This is a genomic window from Rahnella sp. CJA17(1/100) (genome assembly GCF_963881615.1).
Taxonomy (GTDB): domain Bacteria; phylum Pseudomonadota; class Gammaproteobacteria; order Enterobacterales; family Enterobacteriaceae; genus Rahnella; species Rahnella aceris.
This window is the reverse complement of the sequence record NZ_CAWOJA010000064.1, coordinates 231,858-254,609: the sequence shown is the minus strand read 5'-3', so window position 1 is coordinate 254,609 and position 22,752 is coordinate 231,858. Positions and strand designations below refer to the sequence as shown.

21 protein-coding genes are annotated in these 22,752 nt (G+C 52.9%); 9 read left to right on the top strand and 12 right to left on the bottom strand.

Annotation, left to right across the window (positions count from 1 at the left end):
* The first annotated feature begins 106 nt into the window (after positions 1-106).
* Together gsiC and gsiD are read left to right on the top strand one after the other, a co-directional pair.
* Complete coding sequence (gene gsiC / locus AACU55_RS21740) at positions 107-1,027, top strand: glutathione ABC transporter permease GsiC (RefSeq protein WP_015689564.1); 921 nt, start codon at positions 107-109, stop codon at positions 1,025-1,027.
* A gap of 8 nt (positions 1,028-1,035) precedes the next feature.
* Positions 1,036-1,956, top strand: coding sequence for a glutathione ABC transporter permease GsiD (gene gsiD / locus AACU55_RS21735; protein ID WP_037036082.1), 921 nt, complete (start codon positions 1,036-1,038; stop codon positions 1,954-1,956).
* Positions 1,957-2,019: 63 nt separating this feature from the next.
* On the opposite strand, the gene fghA is transcribed toward gsiD, so the two are convergent.
* The 3 genes from fghA to ptrR are packed head-to-tail and all read right to left on the bottom strand — an operon-like array spanning position 2,020 to position 4,986.
* On the bottom strand, positions 2,020-2,877 hold the full coding sequence (gene fghA / locus AACU55_RS21730; protein ID WP_134706098.1) for an S-formylglutathione hydrolase: 858 nt from the start codon (positions 2,875-2,877) through the stop codon (positions 2,020-2,022).
* 11 nt (positions 2,878-2,888) lie between these two features.
* The gene (locus tag AACU55_RS21725; protein ID WP_013574738.1) at positions 2,889-4,013 is read right to left on the bottom strand and encodes an S-(hydroxymethyl)glutathione dehydrogenase/class III alcohol dehydrogenase; all 1,125 of its coding nucleotides are present in this window, start codon (positions 4,011-4,013) and stop codon (positions 2,889-2,891) included.
* 43 nt (positions 4,014-4,056) lie between these two features.
* A complete protein-coding gene (ptrR, locus tag AACU55_RS21720) occupies positions 4,057-4,986 on the bottom strand; it encodes a putrescine utilization regulator PtrR (RefSeq protein WP_134706097.1) in 930 nt (309 codons plus the stop codon).
* Positions 4,987-5,184: 198 nt separating this feature from the next.
* On the opposite strand from ptrR, the gene AACU55_RS21715 reads away from it, so the two are divergent.
* The 7 genes from AACU55_RS21715 (at position 5,185) to mglC (ending at position 13,772) form a co-directional block, all read left to right on the top strand.
* Positions 5,185-6,312 (top strand): YbfB/YjiJ family MFS transporter, encoded by a 1,128-nt coding sequence (locus tag AACU55_RS21715; RefSeq protein ID WP_013574740.1) that lies wholly within the window; start codon positions 5,185-5,187, stop codon positions 6,310-6,312.
* Positions 6,313-6,437: 125 nt separating this feature from the next.
* The gene (folE, locus tag AACU55_RS21710) at positions 6,438-7,103 is read left to right on the top strand and encodes a GTP cyclohydrolase I FolE (RefSeq protein WP_013574741.1); all 666 of its coding nucleotides are present in this window, start codon (positions 6,438-6,440) and stop codon (positions 7,101-7,103) included.
* A gap of 175 nt (positions 7,104-7,278) precedes the next feature.
* The gene (gene yeiB / locus AACU55_RS21705; RefSeq protein ID WP_013574742.1) at positions 7,279-8,433 is read left to right on the top strand and encodes a DUF418 domain-containing protein YeiB; all 1,155 of its coding nucleotides are present in this window, start codon (positions 7,279-7,281) and stop codon (positions 8,431-8,433) included.
* A 270-nt stretch (positions 8,434-8,703) separates the two neighbouring features.
* Complete coding sequence (gene galS / locus AACU55_RS21700; RefSeq protein WP_134706096.1) at positions 8,704-9,735, top strand: HTH-type transcriptional regulator GalS; 1,032 nt, start codon at positions 8,704-8,706, stop codon at positions 9,733-9,735.
* Between the two features lie 250 nt (positions 9,736-9,985).
* The gene (gene mglB / locus AACU55_RS21695) at positions 9,986-10,984 is read left to right on the top strand and encodes a galactose/glucose ABC transporter substrate-binding protein MglB (RefSeq protein ID WP_013574745.1); all 999 of its coding nucleotides are present in this window, start codon (positions 9,986-9,988) and stop codon (positions 10,982-10,984) included.
* A gap of 226 nt (positions 10,985-11,210) precedes the next feature.
* The gene (gene mglA, locus AACU55_RS21690; protein WP_013574746.1) at positions 11,211-12,743 is read left to right on the top strand and encodes a galactose/methyl galactoside ABC transporter ATP-binding protein MglA; all 1,533 of its coding nucleotides are present in this window, start codon (positions 11,211-11,213) and stop codon (positions 12,741-12,743) included.
* Positions 12,744-12,761: 18 nt separating this feature from the next.
* Positions 12,762-13,772: a galactose/methyl galactoside ABC transporter permease MglC gene (gene mglC / locus AACU55_RS21685; protein ID WP_013574747.1), complete on the top strand. Its 1,011-nt coding sequence runs from the start codon at positions 12,762-12,764 to the stop codon at positions 13,770-13,772.
* 136 nt (positions 13,773-13,908) lie between these two features.
* Here mglC and sanA read toward each other — a convergent pair whose 3' ends face one another.
* From sanA to AACU55_RS21640, 9 genes are all read right to left on the bottom strand, one after another.
* Complete coding sequence (gene sanA, locus AACU55_RS21680; protein ID WP_134706095.1) at positions 13,909-14,832, bottom strand: outer membrane permeability protein SanA; 924 nt, start codon at positions 14,830-14,832, stop codon at positions 13,909-13,911.
* A gap of 226 nt (positions 14,833-15,058) precedes the next feature.
* Positions 15,059-16,756 (bottom strand): NAD-dependent malic enzyme, encoded by a 1,698-nt coding sequence (locus AACU55_RS21675; RefSeq protein ID WP_013574749.1) that lies wholly within the window; start codon positions 16,754-16,756, stop codon positions 15,059-15,061.
* Positions 16,757-16,914: 158 nt separating this feature from the next.
* Positions 16,915-17,799, bottom strand: coding sequence for a cytidine deaminase (cdd, locus tag AACU55_RS21670; RefSeq protein ID WP_037036582.1), 885 nt, complete (start codon positions 17,797-17,799; stop codon positions 16,915-16,917).
* A 174-nt stretch (positions 17,800-17,973) separates the two neighbouring features.
* The gene (locus AACU55_RS21665) at positions 17,974-18,708 is read right to left on the bottom strand and encodes an arginine ABC transporter substrate-binding protein (protein ID WP_134706094.1); all 735 of its coding nucleotides are present in this window, start codon (positions 18,706-18,708) and stop codon (positions 17,974-17,976) included.
* Between the two features lie 227 nt (positions 18,709-18,935).
* Complete coding sequence (gene artM, locus AACU55_RS21660; protein ID WP_013574752.1) at positions 18,936-19,604, bottom strand: arginine ABC transporter permease ArtM; 669 nt, start codon at positions 19,602-19,604, stop codon at positions 18,936-18,938.
* Positions 19,604-20,320: an arginine ABC transporter permease ArtQ gene (gene artQ / locus AACU55_RS21655; protein ID WP_013574753.1), complete on the bottom strand. Its 717-nt coding sequence runs from the start codon at positions 20,318-20,320 to the stop codon at positions 19,604-19,606. The genes artM and artQ overlap by 1 nt, the downstream gene beginning before the upstream one ends.
* Positions 20,321-20,332: 12 nt before the next feature.
* Entirely contained in the window at positions 20,333-21,064 is a 732-nt protein-coding gene (artJ, locus tag AACU55_RS21650; RefSeq protein WP_013574754.1) for an arginine ABC transporter substrate-binding protein, read from the bottom strand.
* A gap of 47 nt (positions 21,065-21,111) precedes the next feature.
* Positions 21,112-21,840 (bottom strand): arginine ABC transporter ATP-binding protein ArtP, encoded by a 729-nt coding sequence (gene artP / locus AACU55_RS21645; protein ID WP_015689572.1) that lies wholly within the window; start codon positions 21,838-21,840, stop codon positions 21,112-21,114.
* Positions 21,841-22,050: 210 nt separating this feature from the next.
* Positions 22,051-22,632 (bottom strand): lipoprotein, encoded by a 582-nt coding sequence (locus AACU55_RS21640; RefSeq protein ID WP_013574756.1) that lies wholly within the window; start codon positions 22,630-22,632, stop codon positions 22,051-22,053.
* Between the last annotated feature and the right edge of the window lie 120 nt (positions 22,633-22,752).

Genomic DNA, 22,752 nt, shown 5'->3' with positions numbered 1-22,752 from the left:
GGCGGTGAGGCTTTCAGGGCGCGTGGCGCACAGCGTGCGTGCCCTGAACTCGTGTGTTCCGGGTCCGGAACATGGATGTCTACCGTGAAATCACAGACAGCGAATCATGCTTAATTATTTTTTAAAACGATTACTCGGACTGATCCCGACACTGCTGATTGTGGCCGTGCTGGTGTTTTTATTTGTGCATCTGCTGCCGGGCGATCCGGCGCGGCTGATGGCCGGGCAGGATGCCGACGCCAGCGTAGTGGCGCTGGTGCGTCAGGATTTGGGGCTGGATAAACCGCTTTATCAGCAATTCTTCACTTTCTTTGGCAATGCGCTGACCGGTGATTTCGGCCACTCAATGGTCTCAAAACGCCCGGTCATTGATGAAATCAGTTCGCGCTTTATGCCGACCTTTTGGCTGACGCTGACCAGCATGGTGTGGTCGGTGATTTTCGGGCTGGTAATTGGCGTGGTATCCGCCGTGTGGCGTAACCGCTGGCCGGACAGACTGGGCATGGCGCTCGCCGTTTCCGGTATTTCCTTCCCGGCCTTCGCGCTGGGCATGCTGCTGATGCAAATCTTTTCTGTTGAACTGGGCTGGTTGCCGACGGTGGGCGCTGACAGCTGGCAGCACTATATTCTCCCTTCTGTCACACTCGGTGCAGCGGTGGCGGCGATCATGGCCCGCTTTACCCGCGCCTCTTTTGTCGAAGTGATGCAGGAAGATTATATGCGTACTGCGCGCGCCAAAGGCGTGCACGAAGCGGTGGTGGTGGTTAAACATGGCCTGCGTAACGCGATGATCCCCGTCGTGACTATGATGGGACTGCAATTTGGCTTCCTGCTCGGCGGTTCGATTGTCGTGGAGAAAGTGTTCAACTGGCCGGGGTTAGGGCGGTTGCTGGTCGATTCGGTTGAGATGCGCGATTATCCGGTGATTCAGGCAGAAGTGCTGTTGTTCTCGCTGGAATTTATCCTCATCAATCTGCTGGTGGACATGCTGTACGCCGTCATCAACCCTTCCATCCGATACAAGTGAGTAAGCGCATGAAAAACTGGCGGCGAAATGCCGTACTCGCGGGTTTACCGGTAATCACGCCGGGAACTGTGCAACCACAGGCGGGAAGGACACCGTGGAAAGCGTTCTGGCGTCGTTTTCGACGGCAGCACATTGCGATGATTGCGGGAGTTTTTATCCTGCTGCTGATTGCCGCGGCCATTCTTGCGCCGTGGCTGGTGCCCTTTGACCCGGAAAATTATTTTGATTACGACCGTCTGAACGAAGGCCCGTCGCTGATCCACTGGCTGGGTGTGGATTCGCTGGGGCGTGATATTTTCAGCCGTATTCTGATGGGTACACGGATTTCACTGACGGCTGGTGTCCTTTCTGTGGTGCTCGGCGCGGCAATCGGCACGGTATTCGGCTTGCTGGCGGGATATTACGAAGGCTGGTGGGATCGCATCACCATGCGCGTCTGTGACGTCCTGTTTGCTTTCCCCGGTATTTTGCTGGCGATTGCCGTCGTGGCGGTGATGGGCAATGGCATGTCGAACGTGATCATTGCCGTGGCGATTTTCAGCATTCCTGCCTTTGCGCGACTGGTGCGCGGCAACACGCTGGTACTCAAACAGCAAACCTATATTGAATCGGCGCGCAGCATTGGCGCCTCTGACGCCACGATTTTATTCCGCCACATCCTGCCGGGCACGTTGTCATCGATAGTGGTGTATTTCACCATGCGTATCGGTACCTCGATCATTACCGCCGCCAGTTTGTCGTTCCTGGGTATGGGCGCACAGCCCCCGACGCCGGAGTGGGGCGCGATGCTCAACGAAGCCCGCGCCGATATGGTCATGGCGCCGCACGTCGCCATATTCCCGAGCCTGGCAATCTTCCTGACCGTACTGGCGTTTAATTTGCTGGGGGATGGATTACGGGATGCGTTGGATCCGAAATTGAAGAATTGAGATTTTTGCTTCTCCCCCTTCGCAGGGGAGAAGCAGATGGCTTCTATTTTTAGGAACCTGCACTCATGAAGGGGAGTGCAAAAACTCCGCATGGAATTTCAGGTGATCTTCCACAAATGACGCAATCGTAAAGTAACTGTGATCGTACCCCGGCTGAACCCGCAGTTGTAACGGCCAGCCGCGTTGTCGGGCGATCTCCGCCAGTTTTGCCGGTTGTAGCTGATCCGCCAGGAACTGATCGCTATCGCCCTGATCGACTAAAATCGGGAACGATTTTTGATCCGCTGGCAATGAACTCAGCAGGTGGCAACTGTCGTATTGTAGCCACTGACTTTCGTCATCCCCCAGATACGCGCTGAACGCTTTACGTCCCCACGGCACCTGAGCCGGATTCACGATGGGCGCAAACGCTGACACCGAACAGAAACGCTGCGGATTACGCAGCGCCAGCATCAGCGCACCGTGGCCGCCCATTGAGTGGCCGAAAATCGACTGACGTTCGCTGACCTTGAAATGGTCGCTGATCAGCGCAGGCAGTTCATCAAGCAGGTAATCGTACATCCGGTAATGCGCTGCCCACGGCGCCTGCGTGGCATTCAGGTAAAAACCGGCGCCCTGACCGAGATCGTAACCGTCGTCGTTGGCGACACCTTCACCGCGCGGGCTGGTATCCGGCATCACCAGAATCACACCGAGTTCTGCCGCGACGCGCTGCGCCCCGGCTTTGATCGTGAAGTTTTCATCATTACAGGTCAGGCCCGACAGCCAGTACAGCACCGGCGGCGGCGCGTCGTGTTGCGCCGGAGGCAGATAAATGCTGAACGTCATGCTGCAATTCAGGCTCTCAGAGGTATGGCGGTAGCGCTGCTGCCAGCCGCCAAACATCCGGTGTTCTTCGAGTAGTTCAATCGAGCTGCTCATTGACACATTCCTTACTTATTAAAATGAATAACCGTACGGATAGATTTCCCTTCGTGCATCAGGTCAAAGGCTTGGTTGATTTCTTCCAGCGGCAGGGTGTGGGTAATGAAATCGTTCAGGGCGAATTCGCCGTCCAGATAACGTTGCACAAGGCCCGGCAACTGGCTGCGGCCTTTCACACCACCGAAAGCAGAACCACGCCATACGCGGCCTGTCACCAGCTGGAAGGGGCGGGTGGAGATTTCTTCGCCTGCACCGGCCACGCCGATGATGACAGATTCGCCCCAGCCTTTGTGGCAGCATTCCAGTGCGGAACGCATCACATTGACGTTACCGATACATTCGAAGGAGAAGTCCACGCCGCCGTCGGTCATTTCGACGATCACGTCCTGAATCGGCTTGTCGAAATCTTTCGGGTTGATCAGATCGGTTGCGCCGAGTTTACGCGCCAGATCGAATTTGCTGGTGTTCAGATCGATACCGATGATGCGGCCTGCGCCAGCCATCACCGCGCCGATAATCGCAGAAAGACCAATACCGCCGAGACCGAAGATCGCCACGGTGTCGCCTTTTTTCACTTTAGCGGTGTTGATGACCGCGCCCATCCCGGTGGTCACGCCACAACCGAGCAGACACACTTCTTCCAGCGGCGCTTCTTTGTTGATTTTCGCCAGGGAGATTTCAGGCACCACAGTGTATTCGGAGAAGGTCGAAGTGCCCATGTAATGGAAAATCGGCTTGCCGTCTTTAAAGAAACGGGTGGTGCCGTCCGGCATCAGGCCTTTACCTTGTGTGGTGCGGATCGCCTGACACAGGTTGGTCTTGCCGGATTTACAGAACTTACACTCGCCACATTCCGGTGTGTACAGCGGGATCACATGGTCGCCCACGGCCACGCTGGTGACACCTTCGCCGACGGCTTCGACGACACCGCCGCCTTCATGGCCGAGGATCGCCGGGAAAACGCCTTCCGGATCTTTGCCGGACAGCGTGTAAGCATCAGTATGACAAACACCGGTGGCGACAATACGCACCAGCACTTCGCCTTTTTGCGGCGGCATCAAATCCACTTCTTCGATGGACAGAGGTTGATTCGGGCCCCAGGCGACGGCCGCACGTGTTTTGATCATTTGCATTTTTTAGCTCCAGTCAGGTGTTTTTACTTATTCGGATTTTAAGTTAATAAGTCGGATGCAACGCCGGATCGTGTTCTGCGGCGAGCGGATGTTTCAGTAACGGGATCACCCCGTCATTCTGTTCGATGATCAGTTCTTTCAGCGCCCGGACATTCGGGCTGAACGCATCCCGGCGCCAGATAAGCCAGGTGGCGGTATCGGCGAATTCATCCGGCATTTCGTGAATTTCTACCCGCTCGTGGCCGGGCAACTGGTCCAGCACAGAACGCGGGATCATGGCGATACCCGCACCGCTGGCGACACAGGCCATCATGGAATGATAGGACTGAATCTCCAGGGTGTTAGCGACCGGCACATTCATGTGTTTGATCCAGCCCTGTAAACGCTGGCGGTAGGAACAACTGGGGCGGAATGCAAAAACGGTATGGCCGCTGCGACCCGCAGGCACTTCCAGCGGCGACTCGCCCGGCGGAGTAATCACCACCATGCGCTCGCGAAAAGAAATACAGCCATTGATATCGTCAAAATCGATCGGACCATCAACCAGGGCTGCGGCGAGACGTCCGGCACGCACGCTGTCGATGATTTCTCCGGAAGTCGCCGTCACCAGCGACAGCGCCACTTGCGGAAACTTCTGATGATAAGCGGCGAGCAAAGAAGGCAGGCGTGTTGCCGCCGTGCTTTCCATCGACCCCAGCGCGAAATTCCCGGCCGGTTCACCGGCATGCATGATGCTCATCGCTTCGTCGCTCAGCGCCAGAATGCGCTCGGCATAGTTGAGGAAGTTATGGCCCATGGCGGACAGGCGGATGCGTTGCTTCTCGCGGATAAACAGATCGGTGCCCAGTTCGAGTTCGAGCTGACGCAGTCGGGTGGTCAGGTTCGACGGGACACGATGCAGTTGCTCTGCCGCACGCGCCAGCGAACCGGTTTCCGCTACGCAGCAAAACATCCGTAACTGAGTGAGATCCATGATGGGTTCCTGTGTTCTCTAATCGTAAACAAGTTGGTTTGTATTATTCAGTTTCTGTGATTGTATCCATAAGGCATCATAGCGACAACTTCCAATTAACTTTCTTTTAAGAAATCTGCTGTTTTCGGCGACAGGTTTGAGTATGTTTACTCACTGTTTCTAATATGTTGCATTGCGGTTTCTTTTGACGGAGCAGTTATGGCTTTTCGTATTGCGCTGAGTGGTTTTCTGGCTTTTGTCGTCGCGATGGGTATCGGGCGTTTTGCCTTTACGCCGCAGGTTCCTTTAATGATAGCTGAACATCAGTTCAGCCTGACCGGCGCGGGGCTGGTCGCCGCGTTCAACTATCTCGGTTATCTGTGTGGCGCGTTTGATGGCATGCGTGCCAGCAAACATCTTGAACGCCGTTTGTGGCTGGGCGTGTGGGGCGGCGTGATCCTGACATTGCTGTCGGCGGTAATTTCCGGCGAAGTGCTGCACAGTATTGTGCGCTTCCTGATCGGCTGGACCAGCGGCTGGGCGATGGTCATGGTATCAGCGTGGTGTAACGAACGGCTGGCGCATTATGGCCGTCCGGCAATGAGTGCCGCGGTGTTTGCCGGGCCGGGCGCGGGGATTTTCCTCAGCGGCATGCTAGCGGTGGGTATTCACAGTTTGCAGCTCACCTCAGCGCAGGCCTGGTGTGTTTACGGCGTGCTGGCGCTGATTTTCGTGGCAATTATCACGCCGAATCTGCCGCGCAAAGGCGACCTGCACCGTTCGCACATGGCGACTGAGCCGCTGGTGATGACGCCTGCGCTGAAACGTCTGGTGTGGAGTTACAGTCTGGCGGGCTTTGGTTATATCCTGCCCGCGACGTTTTTATCTCAGATGGCGAGTGCACGTTTTCCTGACAGTCTGTTCGCGCAGTTTGTCTGGCCGGTGTTTGGCGGCGCTGCGGTTATCGGCATCATCATCGGTATTCTTACCCGCCATTGTCTGACTACGCATACCCGCCTGGCGCTGACACTATGGATTCAGGGGCTGGGGATTTTGTGCGCGGAAGTGGTGCCGGGCGTCAGTGGTCTGGTACTTGGCGCGTTACTGACCGGTGGTGGTTTCCTCAGCGTGGTGCAATTGGCCTTACAATACAGCCGCGAGCTTGCACCCAATCACAGCCGTTATATGGCCGGATTGCTGACGACCGGTTACGCCGTCGGCCAGTTATTCGGACCGGTTCTGTCGGCGATTTCTACCGCGCTGACCCATCGGCTTGAGCCTGCGCTGTATGTCGCGCTGGCCGGTTTCATTATTGCGGGTGCGCTGGTCTTCCGGCATAAACGATAAGTTGCAGCTATTTCATCCATCATGAAGCACATTCACTGGATTCTGAACCGGCTCTCTACTACAGTAAGCCACCTCATTTTAGCGTGATCTGCGTCAAAGTGATTACATCTGCCGGAGAAGAAAGAATGCCAATCCTGAGTAAAGAAGCCATTTTGGTTCACGAGGCCCTGTTAGCCCGTGGTCTGGAAACCCCTCTGCGTGAAGCTTTGCCGATCGACAATGAAACGCGCAAGCAGCGGATCCAGGAACATATGACCGGCATCATGCAGCTTCTCAATCTGGATCTTTCCGATGACAGTCTGGCGGAAACGCCGCACCGCATCGCCAAGATGTATGTCGATGAAATCTTCTCCGGACTTGATTACGCCAACTTCCCGAAAATCACCGTCATCGAAAATAAGATGAAAGTGGATGAAATGGTCACCGTGCGCGATATCACCCTGACCAGCACCTGCGAACACCATTTCGTGACCATCGACGGCAAAGCGACTGTGGCGTATATCCCGAAAGACACCGTAATCGGCCTGTCGAAAATCAACCGCATTGTGCAGTTCTTCTCACAGCGCCCGCAGGTTCAGGAGCGTCTGACCCAGCAGATACTGGTTGCCCTGCAAACCCTGCTCGGCACCACCAATGTCGCGGTTTCCATTGATGCGGTGCATTACTGCGTGAAAGCGCGCGGTGTGCGTGACGCGACCAGCGCAACGACGACGACTTCGCTCGGTGGTCTTTTCAAATCCAGCCAGAATACGCGTCAAGAATTTTTAAGAACCGTCCGCCATCCGTCGTAACTAAAGCCGCAGCGGTGTTCGCTGCGTTCGGAGACCCGAATCACTGACATCAGTCAGCTCATCGGGCTCTTCTCGCTGGCTGCCATGCTGCAACTTCATTTACTTGGAGGGTAGCCACCCTGATTTTCTTCCCTTATTCTTAAATATCTCAATAATCTTCAAAAGGAATGTCAGGGTGCGCTCACGTATTGCCACGCTCGACTTTGCCCGTGGTCTCGCCATTTTTGGCATTCTTCTGCTCAATATCAGCGCCTTCGGTTTACCGAAAGCCGCTTACCTGAATCCGGCATTTGCCGGAACGCCTTCAGCTTCTGATACCTGGACCTGGGCGGTACTCGACGCACTGGCGCAAGGCAAATTCCTGATGATGTTCGCCATGCTGTTTGGCGGCGGTCTGTTTTTATTGCTGCCGCGCGGCAAACACTGGATCCAGGCCCGGCTGTCGATTTTATTACTGTGCGGTTTTCTTCATGCCACCCTGATGTGGGACGGTGATATTTTGCTGTCATACGGGCTGATTGGTCTGGTGTGCTGGAGGATGGTGCGGGAAGGGCGCAGCAGTCAGTCGCTGATTTCAACGGGCATCATTTTGTATCTGATCGGTGTGGCGGTGCTGGCGATGCTGGGGTTTATTACCTCGCCAAAGCCCGGTAGTTTCTGGCTTCCGGGACCGGCGGAAATTCAGTATGAACAATACTGGCGGCTGAAAGGGGGTTGGGAAGCTATCCGCAACCGGCTCGATTTACTGTCATCCAGTTTGCTGGCGATTGGCGCGCAATACGGCTGGGAGCTGGCGGGCGCCATGCTTATTGGCTCCGGCCTGATGCGCAGCGGATGGCTGAAAGGTGCGTTCCGCGTCTCGCATTACCGCAAGGTCGCCGCCGTACTGTTACCGCTTTCATTGCTGATTCAGATCCCGGCGATTTATCTGCAATACCGTACCGGCTGGGACTACCGCTGGAGCGGTTTTCTGTTGCAGGTGCCGCGTGAAATTGGCTCGCTGATGCAGGCGGTGAGCTATCTGGCGCTGTGTTACGGCTTCTGGCCGCTGATTTCCCGCTGGCGCGTCACGCACTGGATTTCGCAGACTGGCCGTATGGCACTGACCAATTACCTGTTACAGACGCTCATTTGCATCACCTTCTTCAATGTTTTCGGCTTCTATCAGCACTTCGACCGCCTGCAGCTGGTCGCACTGGTGCCGCTGGTCTGGGCGTGCAATGTGCTGGTGACATTGCTGTGGCTGCGTCATTTCCGCCAGGGGCCGGTGGAGTGGCTCTGGCGTCAACTGACGGCGAAAGCAGCGGGTGAAGAACTAAAAGCTGCCTGAACCTGACGTTGATATATCATCCTAAATGATGGATTTGGGATGAAGGTTGCATATTTGTATGTAAACGTTTTCTTTCCTGTGACGAGATTCACGCAGGCGTTTTCGCAAAATGTTTAGGATAGCGGTCGTGCCTCTCCGATGACCACTACACTAAAAAAGGAAACGCCATGCGCACTTCACCTCGCTTCTCTTTGTCTGGTTTCTTTACCTCCTGGGTCAAAAATTTCCGTATTCCTCCGTACCATTCCCTGACTGATCACGGAGCGACGCATGGTCACAATTCGTGATGTCGCCCGGCTGGCGGGGGTTTCTGTCGCCACCGTGTCACGTGTTCTGAACAATCCGTCTATTGCCAGCAAAGAAGCGCGCGAGCAGGTGTTACAGGCTGTCGCCACGCTGGGATACCGGCCCAATGCCAATGCGCAGGCACTGGCGACGCAAAGCAGCGATACCATCGGCGTGGTGGTGATGGATGTTTCAGACCCGTTCTTTGGCGCGCTGGTGAAAGCCGTTGATACCGTCGCGCAGCAGCATCAGAAATACGTCCTGATAGGCAACAGCTATCATATTGCTGAAAAAGAAAGGTATGCCATTGAAGTTCTGATTCGTCAGCGCTGTAACGCACTCATTGTGCATTCCAAGGCGCTGGGGGATGACGAGCTTTCGCGATTTATGGATCAGGTGTCGGGCATGGTGCTGATTAACCGTGTCATTCCGGGCTACGAGCACCGCTGTGTCTGGCTTAACAACGTCAGTGGCGCGGAAATGGCGACGCGTTTGTTGCTGTCTCAGGGGCACCAGCGCATTGGTTACATCGGTTCAAGTCATGGCATCGAAGACGATTTACAGCGTTATCAGGGTTACTCACAGGCAATGATGCAGGCACATCAGAGCGGAGATGCGCCCCCTGCCGCATGGCGGGCGCAAAGTTCGCCGGATCTGCAGGGCGGGGAAGCGGCGATGGTGGAACTGCTCGGGCGTAATCTGCACCTCAGCGCGGTGTTCGCCTACAACGATTCGATGGCTGCGGGGGCGATGGCCGTGTTGAAAGAAAACGGAATTAACATTCCCGATGACTTTTCGCTGATCGGTTTTGATGACATTCCGATTGCCCGCTATACCAGCCCGAAAATGACCACCGTGCGTTATCCGATCGTTTCCATGGCGACGCTTGCCACTGAACTGGCTTTAAAAGGTGCGGCAGAACAGTTAGCTACGAGCGTTTCGCATTGCTTCATGCCTACGCTGGTCAGACGCCACTCGGTAGCTCCCTGGCAAAATGTGGCACCCGTCACTTATTGATCAAATAACGCGATGTAACCGTTTTCAATCTGTGAGAACTTTCACAGTTTATTAACATCGGGCGCATTATGATTCATTCGTTTTCAATATGATTCAATTTGGGTCCGGTTTGCCGGACTTGTTTCACAGCGAGTCAGGACGTTATAAGTCAAGGATGGCAGGCACCCACAATCGTGACGTGGAGCTGTACTGCTCCCGCAGGGATTTCCGGTGCCAAATTCTGTAACACCCTACATAACCGGAGATACAAATGAATAAGAAGGTCTTCACCCTGGCGACTCTGGCTGCAAGCATGATGTTTGGTTTTGCCGCACATGCTGCTGATACTAAAATCGGTGTCACCATCTACAAATATGACGACAACTTCATGTCCGAAGTTCGTAAAGCCATTGAGAAAGATGCGAAAGCCACTCCAGATGTGCAACTGCTGATGAATGACTCGCAAAACAGCCAGTCTACCCAGAACGACCAGGTTGACGTTATGCTGGCGAAGGGTGTTAAAGCGTTGGCCATTAACCTGGTTGACCCGGCTGCTGCCCCGGTCATCATTGAAAAAGCCCGCGGTGCTGGCATTCCTGTCGTTTTCTATAACAAAGAACCTTCCCGTAAAGATTTAGACAGCTACGACAAAGCCTATTATGTCGGGACTGATTCTAAAGAATCCGGCGTGATCCAGGGTGAGCTGATTGCTAAACACTGGAAAGCTAACCCGGCCTGGGATCTGAACAAAGACGGCGTGATCCAATACGTGCTGATCAAAGGCGAGCCGGGCCATCCGGATGCTGAAGCGCGTACTAAGTACGTCATCAGCACCCTGAATGGCAAAGAAGGCCTGAAAACTCAACAACTGCAGCTTGATACCGCCATGTGGGATACCGCACAGGCGAAAGACAAGATGGATGCGTGGTTGTCCGGTCCTAACGCTAACAAAATCGAAGTGGTTATCGCCAACAACGATGCGATGGCAATGGGTGCTGTAGAAGCGCTGAAATCCCATAACAAAACCAGCATTCCGGTATTTGGTGTGGATGCCCTGTCAGAAGCGCTGGCACTGGTGAAATCTGGCGCAATGGCCGGTACCGTGTTGAACGATGCAAACAATCAGGCGAAAGCCACGTTTGATCTGGCGAGAAATCTGGCTGACGGTAAACCAGCGGCCGAAGGGACTAACTGGAAAATCGAAAACAAAGTCGTGCGTATTCCTTACGTCGCTGTGGATAAAGACAACCTGTCTTCCTTCGTGAAATAAGAATGCAGCGGCAGCAGTAAAGACAGACAGCAATAAAAAACAAAGCTAAGCAGTGGCAAAAATAATTGCGGTTAAGCCGTAAATAAAGACTAAGTATGATTAGACGTTAATGCTTATCTGACAGGACGTCATGTCGCTCTGCGTGTGGTGCGTATACCGGCCATACGCAGGGCTGACATCAGGTATTAATACACCCGTTTATTTTTATCTTTAGCCAGGTATAACTATGGCCGATAATACGTTATCTGACACAACATCAAAACCGGACGAATTCCTTCTGGAAATGAGTGGTATCAATAAATCATTTCCTGGCGTCAGGGCGTTAGATAATGTGAATTTGAAAGTGCGTCCTCATTCTATTCACGCCCTGATGGGTGAAAATGGCGCCGGTAAATCCACATTATTAAAATGCCTTTTCGGGATATACAGCAAAGATTCCGGTACCATTCTTTTTCAGGGACAGGAAGTTAATTTTAAAAGTTCGAAAGAAGCGCTGGAACAGGGCGTGTCGATGGTCCATCAGGAATTAAACCTGGTGTTGCAACGTACGGTCATGGACAACATGTGGCTGGGACGTTATCCGACCAAAGGACTATTTGTCGATCAGGACAAAATGTACAAAGACACCAAGGCGATTTTCGACGAACTGGACATTGATATCGACCCGCGCGACAAGGTCGGTAAGTTGTCCGTTTCGCAGATGCAGATGATCGAAATCGCTAAGGCGTTTTCCTACAATGCAAAAATCGTCATTATGGACGAACCAACGTCCTCGCTGACGGAAAAGGAAGTGAACCATCTGTTCACCATCATCCGTAAGCTGAAAGATCGTGGCTGCGGCATTGTGTATATCTCGCATAAGATGGAAGAAATCTTCCAGTTGTGCGATGAGATAACCATTCTGCGCGACGGTCAGTGGATTATTACTCAGCCGCTGGAAGGCCTGGACATGGATAAAATCATTTCCATGATGGTCGGCCGCTCACTGAGCCAGCGTTTCCCTGACCGCCAGAACGTACCGGGTGAAGTTATCCTCGAAGTCCGTAATCTGACCTCGCTGCGCCAGCCTTCCATTCGTGATATTTCCTTTGATTTACACAAAGGGGAAATCCTCGGAATTGCCGGTTTAGTCGGTGCAAAACGTACAGATATCGTCGAGACGTTATTTGGTATCCGCGAGAAAGTCGCCGGAACCATTAAATTACACGGCAAAAAAATTAATAATCACAGTGCCAATGAAGCCATTAACCATGGTTTTGCACTGGTGACGGAAGAACGTCGTTCCACCGGTATTTATGCATATCTGGACATCGGCTTTAACTCGCTGATTTCTAATATTCGTCAATATAAAAATAGAGCCGGTTTACTCGACACTGCCCGGATGAAAAGCGATACCCAATGGGTTATCGATTCCATGCGGGTGAAAACGCCGGGACATAAAACCAGCATTGGTTCATTGTCAGGCGGTAATCAGCAAAAAGTTATTATCGGGCGCTGGTTATTAACCAACCCTGAGATATTAATGCTGGACGAACCGACGCGCGGCATTGATGTTGGCGCTAAGTTTGAAATTTACCAGTTAATCACCGAGTTGGCGAAAAAAGAGAAGGGGATCATTATTATCTCCTCTGAAATGCCGGAGTTGCTGGGTATTACTGACAGAATATTGGTTATGAGTAATGGACAGGTTGCGGGTATTGTTGAAACTAAAAATACTTCGCAGAACGAAATATTACGCCTGGCTTCCTTGCATCTCTAATTTTTAAGGGTTCTTATTATGAAAGCATTAAATAAGAAAAGTGTGCTCACTTATTTAAAAGAGGGCGGGATTTATGTGGTCCTGCTGGTCTTACTGGCCATTATTATCATCCAGGATCCGAGCTTCCTCAGTCTCGTCAACTTAAGTAACATTCTGACTCAGTCATCCGTGCGCGTTATTATCGCACTGGGCGTGGCAGGGCTTATCGTCACCCAGGGTACTGACCTGTCAGCCGGGCGTCAGGTCGGGTTAGCAGCGGTTGTTGCGGCCACCATGTTGCAGGCGATGGACAACGTCAACAAAGTATTCCCGAATCTGGAAGTGGTGCCCATTCCGCTGGTTATTCTGACCGTGTGTATTGTTGGTGCATTAATTGGTTTGCTGAACGGTATTATTATCGCTTACCTGAACGTAACGCCGTTTATTACCACGCTGGGCACAATGATTATCGTCTACGGGATTAACTCCCTGTATTACGATTATGTTGGTTCTTCACCGGTGGCAGGCTTTGACCCGGGCTTCTCCCAGTTTGCACAAGGCTTTATCCATTTAGGTGGTCTGAAGCTTTCCTACATTACGTTCTACGCGCTGATTGCGATCGCCTTTGTCTGGGTGTTGTGGAACAAAACCCGCTTTGGTAAAAACATCTTTGCTATCGGTGGTAACCCGGAAGCCGCGAAAGTTTCCGGCGTTAACGTCCCGTTAAACCTGATTATGATTTATGCATTGTCTGGTGTGTTCTATGCGTTCGGCGGTTTGCTCGAAGCTGGGCGTATCGGCAGTGCGACCAACAACCTCGGCTTTATGTATGAACTCGATGCCATCGCAGCCTGTGTGGTCGGCGGCGTGTCATTCGCCGGTGGTGTGGGTTCTGTGGCAGGGGTGGTGACAGGGGTGCTGATTTTCACCGTCATCAACTACGGCCTGACCTACATCGGCGTGAACCCTTACTGGCAGTACATTATCAAGGGCAGCATCATCATCTTCGCGGTGGCGCTGGACTCTTTGAAATACGCCAAGAAGAAATAAGTTTTCGGGCAGTAAAAACAAAAGGCCGCATACGCGGCCTTTTTGCTGTCGTAAATTCGGCACCGACTGCTCCCTCCCCTGCGAAGGGGAGGCACTAAAGGCCAAACCCTTTCGAAGGGGAGGCGCAGTCCGGCGATCACTGCTGGAATGGATTTCTGCCTACCGGTTTCGCCGTTTCGGGTTTGGCGGAGGGTTCCACATCTTCTGTTTCATCCTGTGCCGCGTCATTGGCTTCCTGCTCCGCTTTGACTCTGGCCGCTTCGTCTGCGGCTGCTTTTTCCGCAGCAGCTTTATCCGCTGCTGCTTTATCTGCCGCGGCTTTGGCGATAGCGGCTTTCTTCTCGGCTTCAAGTTGCTGTTGTAATGCCAGCAGTTGTTCCGGTGTTACCGCCGGGTAGCCCTGGGCATCGTCCGGAATGTTGTGTACCGCAGGAATAGGGATCAGCGGGCCAAGGAAGCGGGGTTCGCGTTTAAGCAGATACAAATCCGTCAGCGCGCCGAGGCGGGCGAAGATCTCGCGGCTGCGCACGCTGAGCATATTTTTTGGCGATGGTACGGCGAAACATTGTGCCTGAATGCCCATGTGCAGCGCGATAAACAGCGCGCGTTCGCAGTGGAAACGCTGGGTTATAATGATGAAATCGTTAGTGTCGAAGACTTTGCGGGTACGCACGATGGAGTCGAGCGTACGGAATCCGGCGTAGTCGAGCACGATATCGCTGGCGGGAATACCGGCGGCAATCAGGTCGCGGCGCATGGTGCTCGGCTCGTTATAACTTTGCTGTGCATTGTCACCGCTCAGCAGCAGATATTTTACCTTGCCGCTGTTGTAGGCATTAATCGCGCCCTGAATCCGGTACAGGTAATACTGATTAATGACGCCGGTGCGGTAATACTTCGCCGTTCCGAGCACCACGCCGACCTGACGGTGCGGCAGGGTTTGTACTTCGTCATAAATGTAGGGCTGGGTACGTAAGCTTATCCACTGATCAAGCCCAATAGCGACAGCCAGCATCAGAATAATGATGCCGAAAACGCCAGCTATAAGTCGCTTAATCATAGGTATCCCTGTTATGACCGGATGGAAATCGGATCCAAGGCTACTTTACCTGTTCGGGGTTCGCAATACGTTGGACTCTGCATCCACAGGCTTCGCAGCTTTTTTCAGCACTTTTCAGTGAATTACTTCTTAATCTGCGCGACGTACTGCAATTTGGACGAAAAAAAAGACCAATGCATAAGGCATTGGTCTGGATCATAGCCGGACTTCTTTTACTACCGTCGGATCAGAAAGACGTGCGCTTATAACTTCGGTACTGCGGTGCCCAGAAGTTGTGCTCAATGGCTTTCGACAGAGAATCTTCTGACGTTACCATCGCCACGCCCTGCAACTGCGCGGCCTTACCGACGGCCATCGCGATGCATTTAGACACGCCCTGAATATCGTCAACGTCCGGCAGCAGCGAGCCTGTGCCTTCTGTGGCCAGCGGCGAACACTCTGCCAGCGTTCTGCTGGCGGCCATCAGCATCCCGTCGGTAACGCGGGTGGCGCCCGAGGCAATCACACCCAGCCCGATCCCCGGGAAGATGAAGGAGTTGTTGCACTGTGCGATAGGGTAGAGCTTGCCTTTGTGGCTCACCGGTGCAAACGGGCTGCCGGTGGCGACCAGCGCGGCGCCGTCGGTCCAGTTCAGGATATCGGCAGGTGTGGCTTCAACGCGGGACGTCGGATTGCTCAGGGGCATCACCACCGGACGTGCACAGTGCTTGTGCATTTCCCGGATGATTTCTTCGGTGAACAGCCCCGGCTGGCCGGAAACGCCGATCAGCACGGTTGGCCTGGCGTTACGCACCACATCCAGCAGGGAAACGCTGTCGCTTTCCATGCCCCAGCTGGCCAGTGCGCTGCTTTTCTGCACCAGTTTGCTCTGGAAATCCAGCAGGTTAGGCAGTTTATCGGTGAGCAAACCAAAGCGGTCGACCATAAAGACTTTGGCGCGGGCTTCTTCTTCGCTCAGACCTTCAGATTTCATCTGCGCAACGATTTGTTCTGCGATACCACAACCGGCAGAACCCGCACCGAGGAAGGCGACTGTCTGATCGCTCAGTTTGCCCCCGGCGGCTTTACTGGCGGCAATCAGGCTACCCAGCGCCACGGACGCTGTGCCCTGAATATCGTCGTTAAAGCAGCACAGTTCATCACGGTAGCGTTCGAGGATCGGCATGGCATTCTTCTGTGCGAAATCTTCAAACTGCAGCAGCACGTTTGGCCAGCGGATTTTTACGGCCTGAATGAACTGATCAACAAACGCTTCATATTCTTCACCCGTAATGCGCGGATGACGCCAGCCCATGTACAGCGGGTCGTTGAGTAACTGCGGATTGTTGGTACCGGCGTCCAGAACCACCGGCAAGGTATACGCCGGGCTGATGCCGCCACAGGCGGTATACAGGGAAAGCTTACCGATCGGAATGCCCATGCCGCCGATGCCCTGGTCGCCCAGGCCGAGAATGCGTTCGCCGTCAGTCACCACCACCACTTTTACGTGTTGTTTGGTGGCGTTTTGCAGCATGTCATCGATGTGGGCGCGGTTGGGATAAGAGATGAACAGGCCACGGGCGCGGCGGTAGATATCTGAAAAGTGTTCGCAGGCCTCGCCGACGGTCGGGGTATAAATCACCGGCATCATTTCGCTGAGATGGTTGTCCAGCAGACGGTAGAACAGCGTCTCATTGGTGTCCTGAATGTTTCTCAAATAGATGTGTTTATCGATGTCGGTTTTGAAATTCTGAAACTGGCGGTAGGCACGGTCAGCCTGTTCTTCGATGGTTTCCACCGCTTCCGGCAGTAAACCGTGAAGGTTAAAGTTGCTGCGCTCTTCTTCAGTAAAAGCGCTGCCTTTATTCAGTAACGGAAACTCTAACAGGATCGGGCCAGCGTGGGGAATGTACAGGGGGCGTTTACTTTCGTATTCAAGTTCCATCGTTTTACTCTTCCGGTTTTCAGAATGTTGTTTTTTATATTTCGGAGCGGTGAGGGTAACAGAGAGGAAATAAGGATTTCAAATGACAAATGTAATGACAATGTTATGTAACTAAAGACTCCGGAAACAGAGTCTTTAGTGTTAACCGGCTCACACTATCAGCAGGTCAGCGTGGTGATATCTTCGCAGCCCAGTGCTTTTAACGTGGCACGCGTGGCATCGTTTTGCGTGATCAACGCATCTTTTTGCTCGACCAGTACTGCACGGCGCACTTTCAGGCAATCTTCACCTGACATATTCAGCAGGATTAACGCGGCCTGCAAAGGAGGCAGGCTCGGATTGAATGCGGCGTTTTCGGCGTAACGGCCACCGAACTGTTTGCCGTTATGGGTTTCCAGCGCCACACCACTGTGCGACTTACTGTAAGGCGCATGACTTTGATTGCAGGCATCCAGTGCCATGAGTGCCAGGGAGTCGGTGCTTTCCAGTGTGTAACCGTGATTCACTTTGTCCATCAGCAGGGTGGTGATGTCCAGATCCTTCGGGCCGAAGGAGTGCGGCAGATAATCGCCAAGTGTTGCTACATCACGATCGGGCAGATGGATATCCAGCGCCGTGCCGCTGGTCAGCTCATTCATAAACTGACGACAATGCCCGCAAGGCGTGTAATTCACGGTGATGGAGGCCAGACGGGTTTCACCACGCAGCCAGGCGTGCGTGACTGCGGATTGCTCAGCGTGAACCGTTTGTTGCATCGGCGCACCGGCGAATTCCATGTTGGCACCGAAATACAAATTGCCTGAAATTCCGCGTGCAACCGCACCGACATTGAAATGAGAGATAGGCGTAACAGAACAGGCTGCGGCCAGAGGCAGCAGGGCAAATGCCAGCGCGTCATCGTCCAGTCCGGTCGCCTGTTTTATCTGCGCAACATCAGCCGCAGTGAGCATTGCCGGGAAGTCATCATGACGCAAAAACGGCTCAAGCGCGGAGGATAAATTTTCAGGGAGTGCCGCAAAGGCGGTGTGAAAACGTGCGTGCATAAACATTCGATCTCGACAGTGATTACGGTTGAACAGTGTAAAAGTCATTCCATGAACGTGGTGTGACGGATGTCACTTTTTTGATGTAATAAGTTCTGCTTCGTTGCATATTTGGGAGATGTTACGCAGAACAGCCGCCTTTTCAGACGGCTGTTAAAAAAGGATGACGGGGAATCAGTGAGCCGGGAACCACTTGTCATTAATCTTTTTAAATTCGCCGTTAGCTTTGATCCCTTCCAGCGCTGTGTTCAGCTTCGCCAGCAGTTCCTTATTATCAGGACGCACCGCCATGCCGACGCCGGTACCAAAGTATTGCGGATCTTTAATCAGCTCGCCGACTTCACCCAGATTCGGGTTGGATTTCAGCCAGCCGTTCAGCACGGCGGTGTCGCCTAACAGCCCGTCCAGACGACCACTTTTCAGATCCAGAATTGCATTCTGATAGCTGTCGTAACCGACGGTAGTGATTTCAGGATGCTTTTCCATCAGGTATTTCTGGTGCGTGGTGCCATTTTCCAGGCCAACACGCTTACCTTTCAGATCCGCAATAGAAGCAAACTTGCCTTTCGGCCCGATAATCATTGCCGTGTTAGCGTAGTAAGGCTGGGTGAACGTCACCTGTTTACTGCGCTCTTCCGTGATATCCATACCGGAAATAATCACATCGAAACGACGGAATTTCAGTGCCGGGATCAGACCATCAAACGGCTGATTGGTGAAGGTACAGGTTTCCTGTATTTGCTTACACAGCGCGTTCGCCAGATCGATATCAAAACCAATAATCTGGTTGTCAGCGCCGATAGATTCAAACGGCGGATACGTGGCGGAAGTGCCGAAACGAATGGTATCCGCAGCGGTGGCAGTGAAAACTGTGGCAGACAAGAGGGCGGCGAGGATCAGCTTTTTCATGCAATACATTCCTGTTCAAAAAATGACATTCCCTTCATGGTACAGTTTACTGATTTTATTAATTTAATCGGGTAACTGGCAGGAAGTGAAACCTGAGAACAAAGTGCCACTAAATGAATTTATATGCAATAAATTTGATTAAAAAATTATAAATTGAAACAAGGGGATGTTTTTTCCGGCACAAAAAAAGGGACGATTTCTCGTCCCTTCAGATTCTTCTCTGGCTATCAGTTACGGCGTTCAAATGCCAGTGCACGACGCTCAATCAGGCGCATCATCAGGGTCAGCAACCCGTTCACGCACAGATAAACCACACCGGCCGCACCGAATACCATCACGTCATACGTACGACCGTACATCAGCTGGCTGTGACCCATCACATCCATCAGCGTGATGGTGTAAGCCAGCGAGGTACTTTTAAACACCAGCACCACTTCGTTGGAATACGATGACAGCGCGCGTTTAAAGGCGTACGGCAACAGAATGCGCAAGGTTTGCGGCTTCGACATGCCAAGTGCTTCGCACGACTGCCACTGGCCGGACGGAATAGCGCGTACCGCACCGGTAAACAACTGTGTGGTATAGGCCGCACTGTTCAGCGCCAATGCAAACATCGCGCAAAGCCACGGCTGCGACAGGACTTCCCATAACCACGGAATTTCGCGGATCGACGGAAACTGGCCCGGTCCGTAGTAAATCAGGAATATTTGCACCAGCAACGGTGTGCCGGTAAACAGCGTGATGTAACCTTTAACGATCTGGCTGGCAACCGGCACTTTCAGCGTCAGAATGACGGTGAAAATCATCGCCAGCAACAGTGCAACAATCAGTGCCGCCACGGTCAGCGTCAGGCTGGTGTGCAATCCTTTCAGGACTTCAGGTAAATATTCCCACATCAGGATGCACTCCGTTCAAAGCGTGTGGTACGCAGTTCGATACGTTTAATCACGAACTGGCTGAACAGGGTAACAAGCAGATAGATACACGCCGCAATCACATACCAGGTAAATGGCTCCTGCGTACGGGTCGCAATGCTTTTGGTTTGCAGCATCAGGTCGTTCACGCTGATAAGTGATACCAGTGCGGTATCTTTCAGCAGCACGAGCCACTGATTACTCAGCCCCGGCAACGCATGACGCCACATCTGCGGCATGATCAGGCGGAAGAAAATCGCCGACTTTTTCATGCCCAACACCTGACCGGACTCCCATTGCCCTTGCGGCACGGCTTTCAGTGCGCCGCGCAATGTCTGCGATGCATAAGCCGAATACAGCAGGGAAAGGGCGATCACACCACACACAAACGGGCTGACTTCGAAGTTCTCAATCGGCAACTTAATCGGGATGGCGAACAGGCCAAGATTGATGCTAAAGCCATCGGCCAGCACCATCAGCAGTTGTGAGGAACCAAAATAGATGAACAGTACCACCAGGATTTCCGGCAGACCGCGCAGCACGGTAACCCACGCGGTGCCCAGCCAGCTAAGCGGCTTCCACGGCGCGGATTCCCAGACTGCGAAAATCATCGCCAGCACCAGGCCGAGGATCAGCGCACAAACGGCAAGGCCGACGGTCATCCCGGCGGCGCTTGCTAAAGGTTGGAATTCAGTCATTGATAGGCAAACTTATTGCTGGAACCATTTTGAATACAGCGTCTTGTAAGTGCCGTCTGCTTTCACTTTTGCCAGAGCATCATTCAGTTTAGTCAGCAATTCGGTATTGTTCTGACGAACCGCAACACCCAGGCCGGTACCGAAGTAAGTCGGGTCAGTGATTTTGTCACCCACAGCGGCCAGATTTTTGTTCTGTTTCAGCCATTCATTCACCACGGCGGTGTCACCGAATACGGCATCCAGACGACCGTTTTTCAGGTCCAGTACGGCATTCTGATAGCTGTCGTAAGGTACGGCGGTGATTTCAGGGTGCTTATCCATCAGGTATTTCTGATGAGTCGTGCCGTTTTGCATACCGACACGTTTGCCTTTCAGCGCAGCAACGTCAGTGAACTGACCAGAATGGGCGATGAAAATAGCAGAGTTATCGTAGTACGGGTTGGTGAATGCCACTTGTTTCTGACGTTCCGGCGTGATGTCCATACCGGAAATCACCGCGTCAAAACGGCGGAATTTCAGGCTCGGGATCAGGCTGTCGAACGCCTGATTGGTGAACGTACAGGTTGCCTGCATCTCTTTACACATGGCGTTCGCCAGATCGACGTCAAAGCCCTGGATCTGATTGCTGGAGTCTACAAACTCAAACGGAGGATAAGACGCTTCCATCGCGAAACGGATGGTATCAGCAGCGCTGGCAGACAAACTGACGGTAGCCAGAACCGCGGCAATTACTAATTTTTTCATCGCAAACTCCGTAGAAACATCAATCAATGTATTGATAGAAATACAGTTTAGTGGGAAAGGTAGCTGGCAAACTCTTTGGTTTGCGGCTGTGCGAAAACGGAGGCATCGCCTTGCTCGACAATGCGGCCATTTTCCATGTACACCACGCGGCTGGCGGTCTTACGCGCAACTTCAACTTCGTGGGTCACGATAACCTGAGTAATGCCGGTGCCGGCCAGTTCGCGAATAATGCTGACGATCTGGGCGGTGATTTCCGGGTCAAGCGCGGCGGTAGGTTCATCAAACAGCAGAACCTGAGGCTCCATCATCAGCGCACGGGCAATCGCCACACGCTGTTGCTGGCCACCGGAAAGATGCAACGGAAAACGATCGGCGTAATCGGTCAGACGCAGACGGGTCAGCAATTTCTGGGCACGCGCGAGCGCAACGTCTTTGGTCAGCCCCAGCACTCGCATAGGCGCTTCCAGTAAGTTGTCGAGCACCGTGCGGTGCGGCCACAGATTGTATTGCTGGAAAACCATGCCGACGTTCTGACGCAATTCGCGAACGGCTTTTTCATCCGGTTTGCGGGTGAAATCGAAGGTATTACCGGCGATCTGCAAAGTGCCTGAACGCGGCATTTCCAGCAGGTTCAGAACACGTAACAGGGAGCTTTTGCCTGCACCACTTGGGCCGAGTAAAACCAGAGTTTCACCGGCAGGGCAGTCGAGCTGAATGTCAAAAAGCGCCTGATGCACGCCGTAGAAGCAGTTGATGCTATTAAGTTGAATACTCATGCGCAAATAGTGAATAGCCATTGATGCCGCAGATGGTAACTTCCGCAGCATAGTTATGCAACGATCGCGGCTTAAAAATTATGTGTTACCGCAGGAATGCCAAAGTGTAGCACATCATATTGTTAAACCGCTGTGACGGGGATGTTGGTCAATGACGATATTCATCACTGACCCACATTATGCAGCCGCTATTTTAGAGAAAGGAATGGCTTACTGGTGTTCTAAAACCTGGCGCAGTGTGCCACTTGAAGCGAAATCGAGGTTTGCCATATAACGCACATCATCAACCGTCCAGCATTGGCCTTCACGCACCATCAGCACTTCATCTTTCCAGCTTGTCGATGCGCCTTTGTCTTTCTCATGTGTGAAGGTGACACGCAGGGGAATGTTGCGGGCGTCGGTGTTCGGTATGGTGGAGGCGCTGTCTACGGAGGCAGACGTCGGTCCATCAAACAGGCTGGAGAAAATGTCACCATCGCCTGAACCAGCACCCGTTTTCTCGTTCGGTGATGCGGCGATATCGACTTTCGGATGTGACTGCGCTTTCAGCAGCGCATCATACAATGCGGTGCTCAGATAAGGTCGGTATGCCGCCAGTTGGCTGGAATTGGGTAATCCGCTGCCGCCTTGTTTAATGCGAAAATCATAGAATTGCTGAGCAACGCTGTCAGGGCCGCCATCGACACAGGGTGCGGTGCGGCTGCCAATGTCCTTATATGCAGGTTCTACCGTGGTGCAGGCACTTAACATCAGTACCAGCGGGATGGCGGCGACAAGGGTTTTCTTTTTCATTGTATTCCTTACTGAAAGATTGAACATTTTCACCATGACGTTCTTTACCATACAGTATAAAACCGATTTGGCTTAATGCATGACGAAGAGAAATCAGTCAAAGGTAATACCTTGATCTCT

Coding starts and splice junctions, on each gene's coding strand:
- gsiC (WP_015689564.1), top strand. CDS start 107: ATGCTTAATTATTTTTTAAAACGATTACTCGGACTGATCCCGACACTG.
- gsiD (WP_037036082.1), top strand. CDS start 1,036: ATGAAAAACTGGCGGCGAAATGCCGTACTCGCGGGTTTACCGGTAATC.
- fghA (WP_134706098.1), bottom strand. CDS start 2,877: ATGAGCAGCTCGATTGAACTACTCGAAGAACACCGGATGTTTGGCGGC.
- AACU55_RS21725 (WP_013574738.1), bottom strand. CDS start 4,013: ATGCAAATGATCAAAACACGTGCGGCCGTCGCCTGGGGCCCGAATCAA.
- ptrR (WP_134706097.1), bottom strand. CDS start 4,986: ATGGATCTCACTCAGTTACGGATGTTTTGCTGCGTAGCGGAAACCGGT.
- AACU55_RS21715 (WP_013574740.1), top strand. CDS start 5,185: ATGGCTTTTCGTATTGCGCTGAGTGGTTTTCTGGCTTTTGTCGTCGCG.
- folE (WP_013574741.1), top strand. CDS start 6,438: ATGCCAATCCTGAGTAAAGAAGCCATTTTGGTTCACGAGGCCCTGTTA.
- galS (WP_134706096.1), top strand. CDS start 8,704: ATGGTCACAATTCGTGATGTCGCCCGGCTGGCGGGGGTTTCTGTCGCC.
- mglB (WP_013574745.1), top strand. CDS start 9,986: ATGAATAAGAAGGTCTTCACCCTGGCGACTCTGGCTGCAAGCATGATG.
- mglA (WP_013574746.1), top strand. CDS start 11,211: ATGGCCGATAATACGTTATCTGACACAACATCAAAACCGGACGAATTC.
- mglC (WP_013574747.1), top strand. CDS start 12,762: ATGAAAGCATTAAATAAGAAAAGTGTGCTCACTTATTTAAAAGAGGGC.
- sanA (WP_134706095.1), bottom strand. CDS start 14,832: ATGATTAAGCGACTTATAGCTGGCGTTTTCGGCATCATTATTCTGATG.
- AACU55_RS21675 (WP_013574749.1), bottom strand. CDS start 16,756: ATGGAACTTGAATACGAAAGTAAACGCCCCCTGTACATTCCCCACGCT.
- cdd (WP_037036582.1), bottom strand. CDS start 17,799: ATGCACGCACGTTTTCACACCGCCTTTGCGGCACTCCCTGAAAATTTA.
- AACU55_RS21665 (WP_134706094.1), bottom strand. CDS start 18,708: ATGAAAAAGCTGATCCTCGCCGCCCTCTTGTCTGCCACAGTTTTCACT.
- artM (WP_013574752.1), bottom strand. CDS start 19,604: ATGTGGGAATATTTACCTGAAGTCCTGAAAGGATTGCACACCAGCCTG.
- artQ (WP_013574753.1), bottom strand. CDS start 20,320: ATGACTGAATTCCAACCTTTAGCAAGCGCCGCCGGGATGACCGTCGGC.
- artJ (WP_013574754.1), bottom strand. CDS start 21,064: ATGAAAAAATTAGTAATTGCCGCGGTTCTGGCTACCGTCAGTTTGTCT.
- artP (WP_015689572.1), bottom strand. CDS start 21,840: ATGAGTATTCAACTTAATAGCATCAACTGCTTCTACGGCGTGCATCAG.
- AACU55_RS21640 (WP_013574756.1), bottom strand. CDS start 22,632: ATGAAAAAGAAAACCCTTGTCGCCGCCATCCCGCTGGTACTGATGTTA.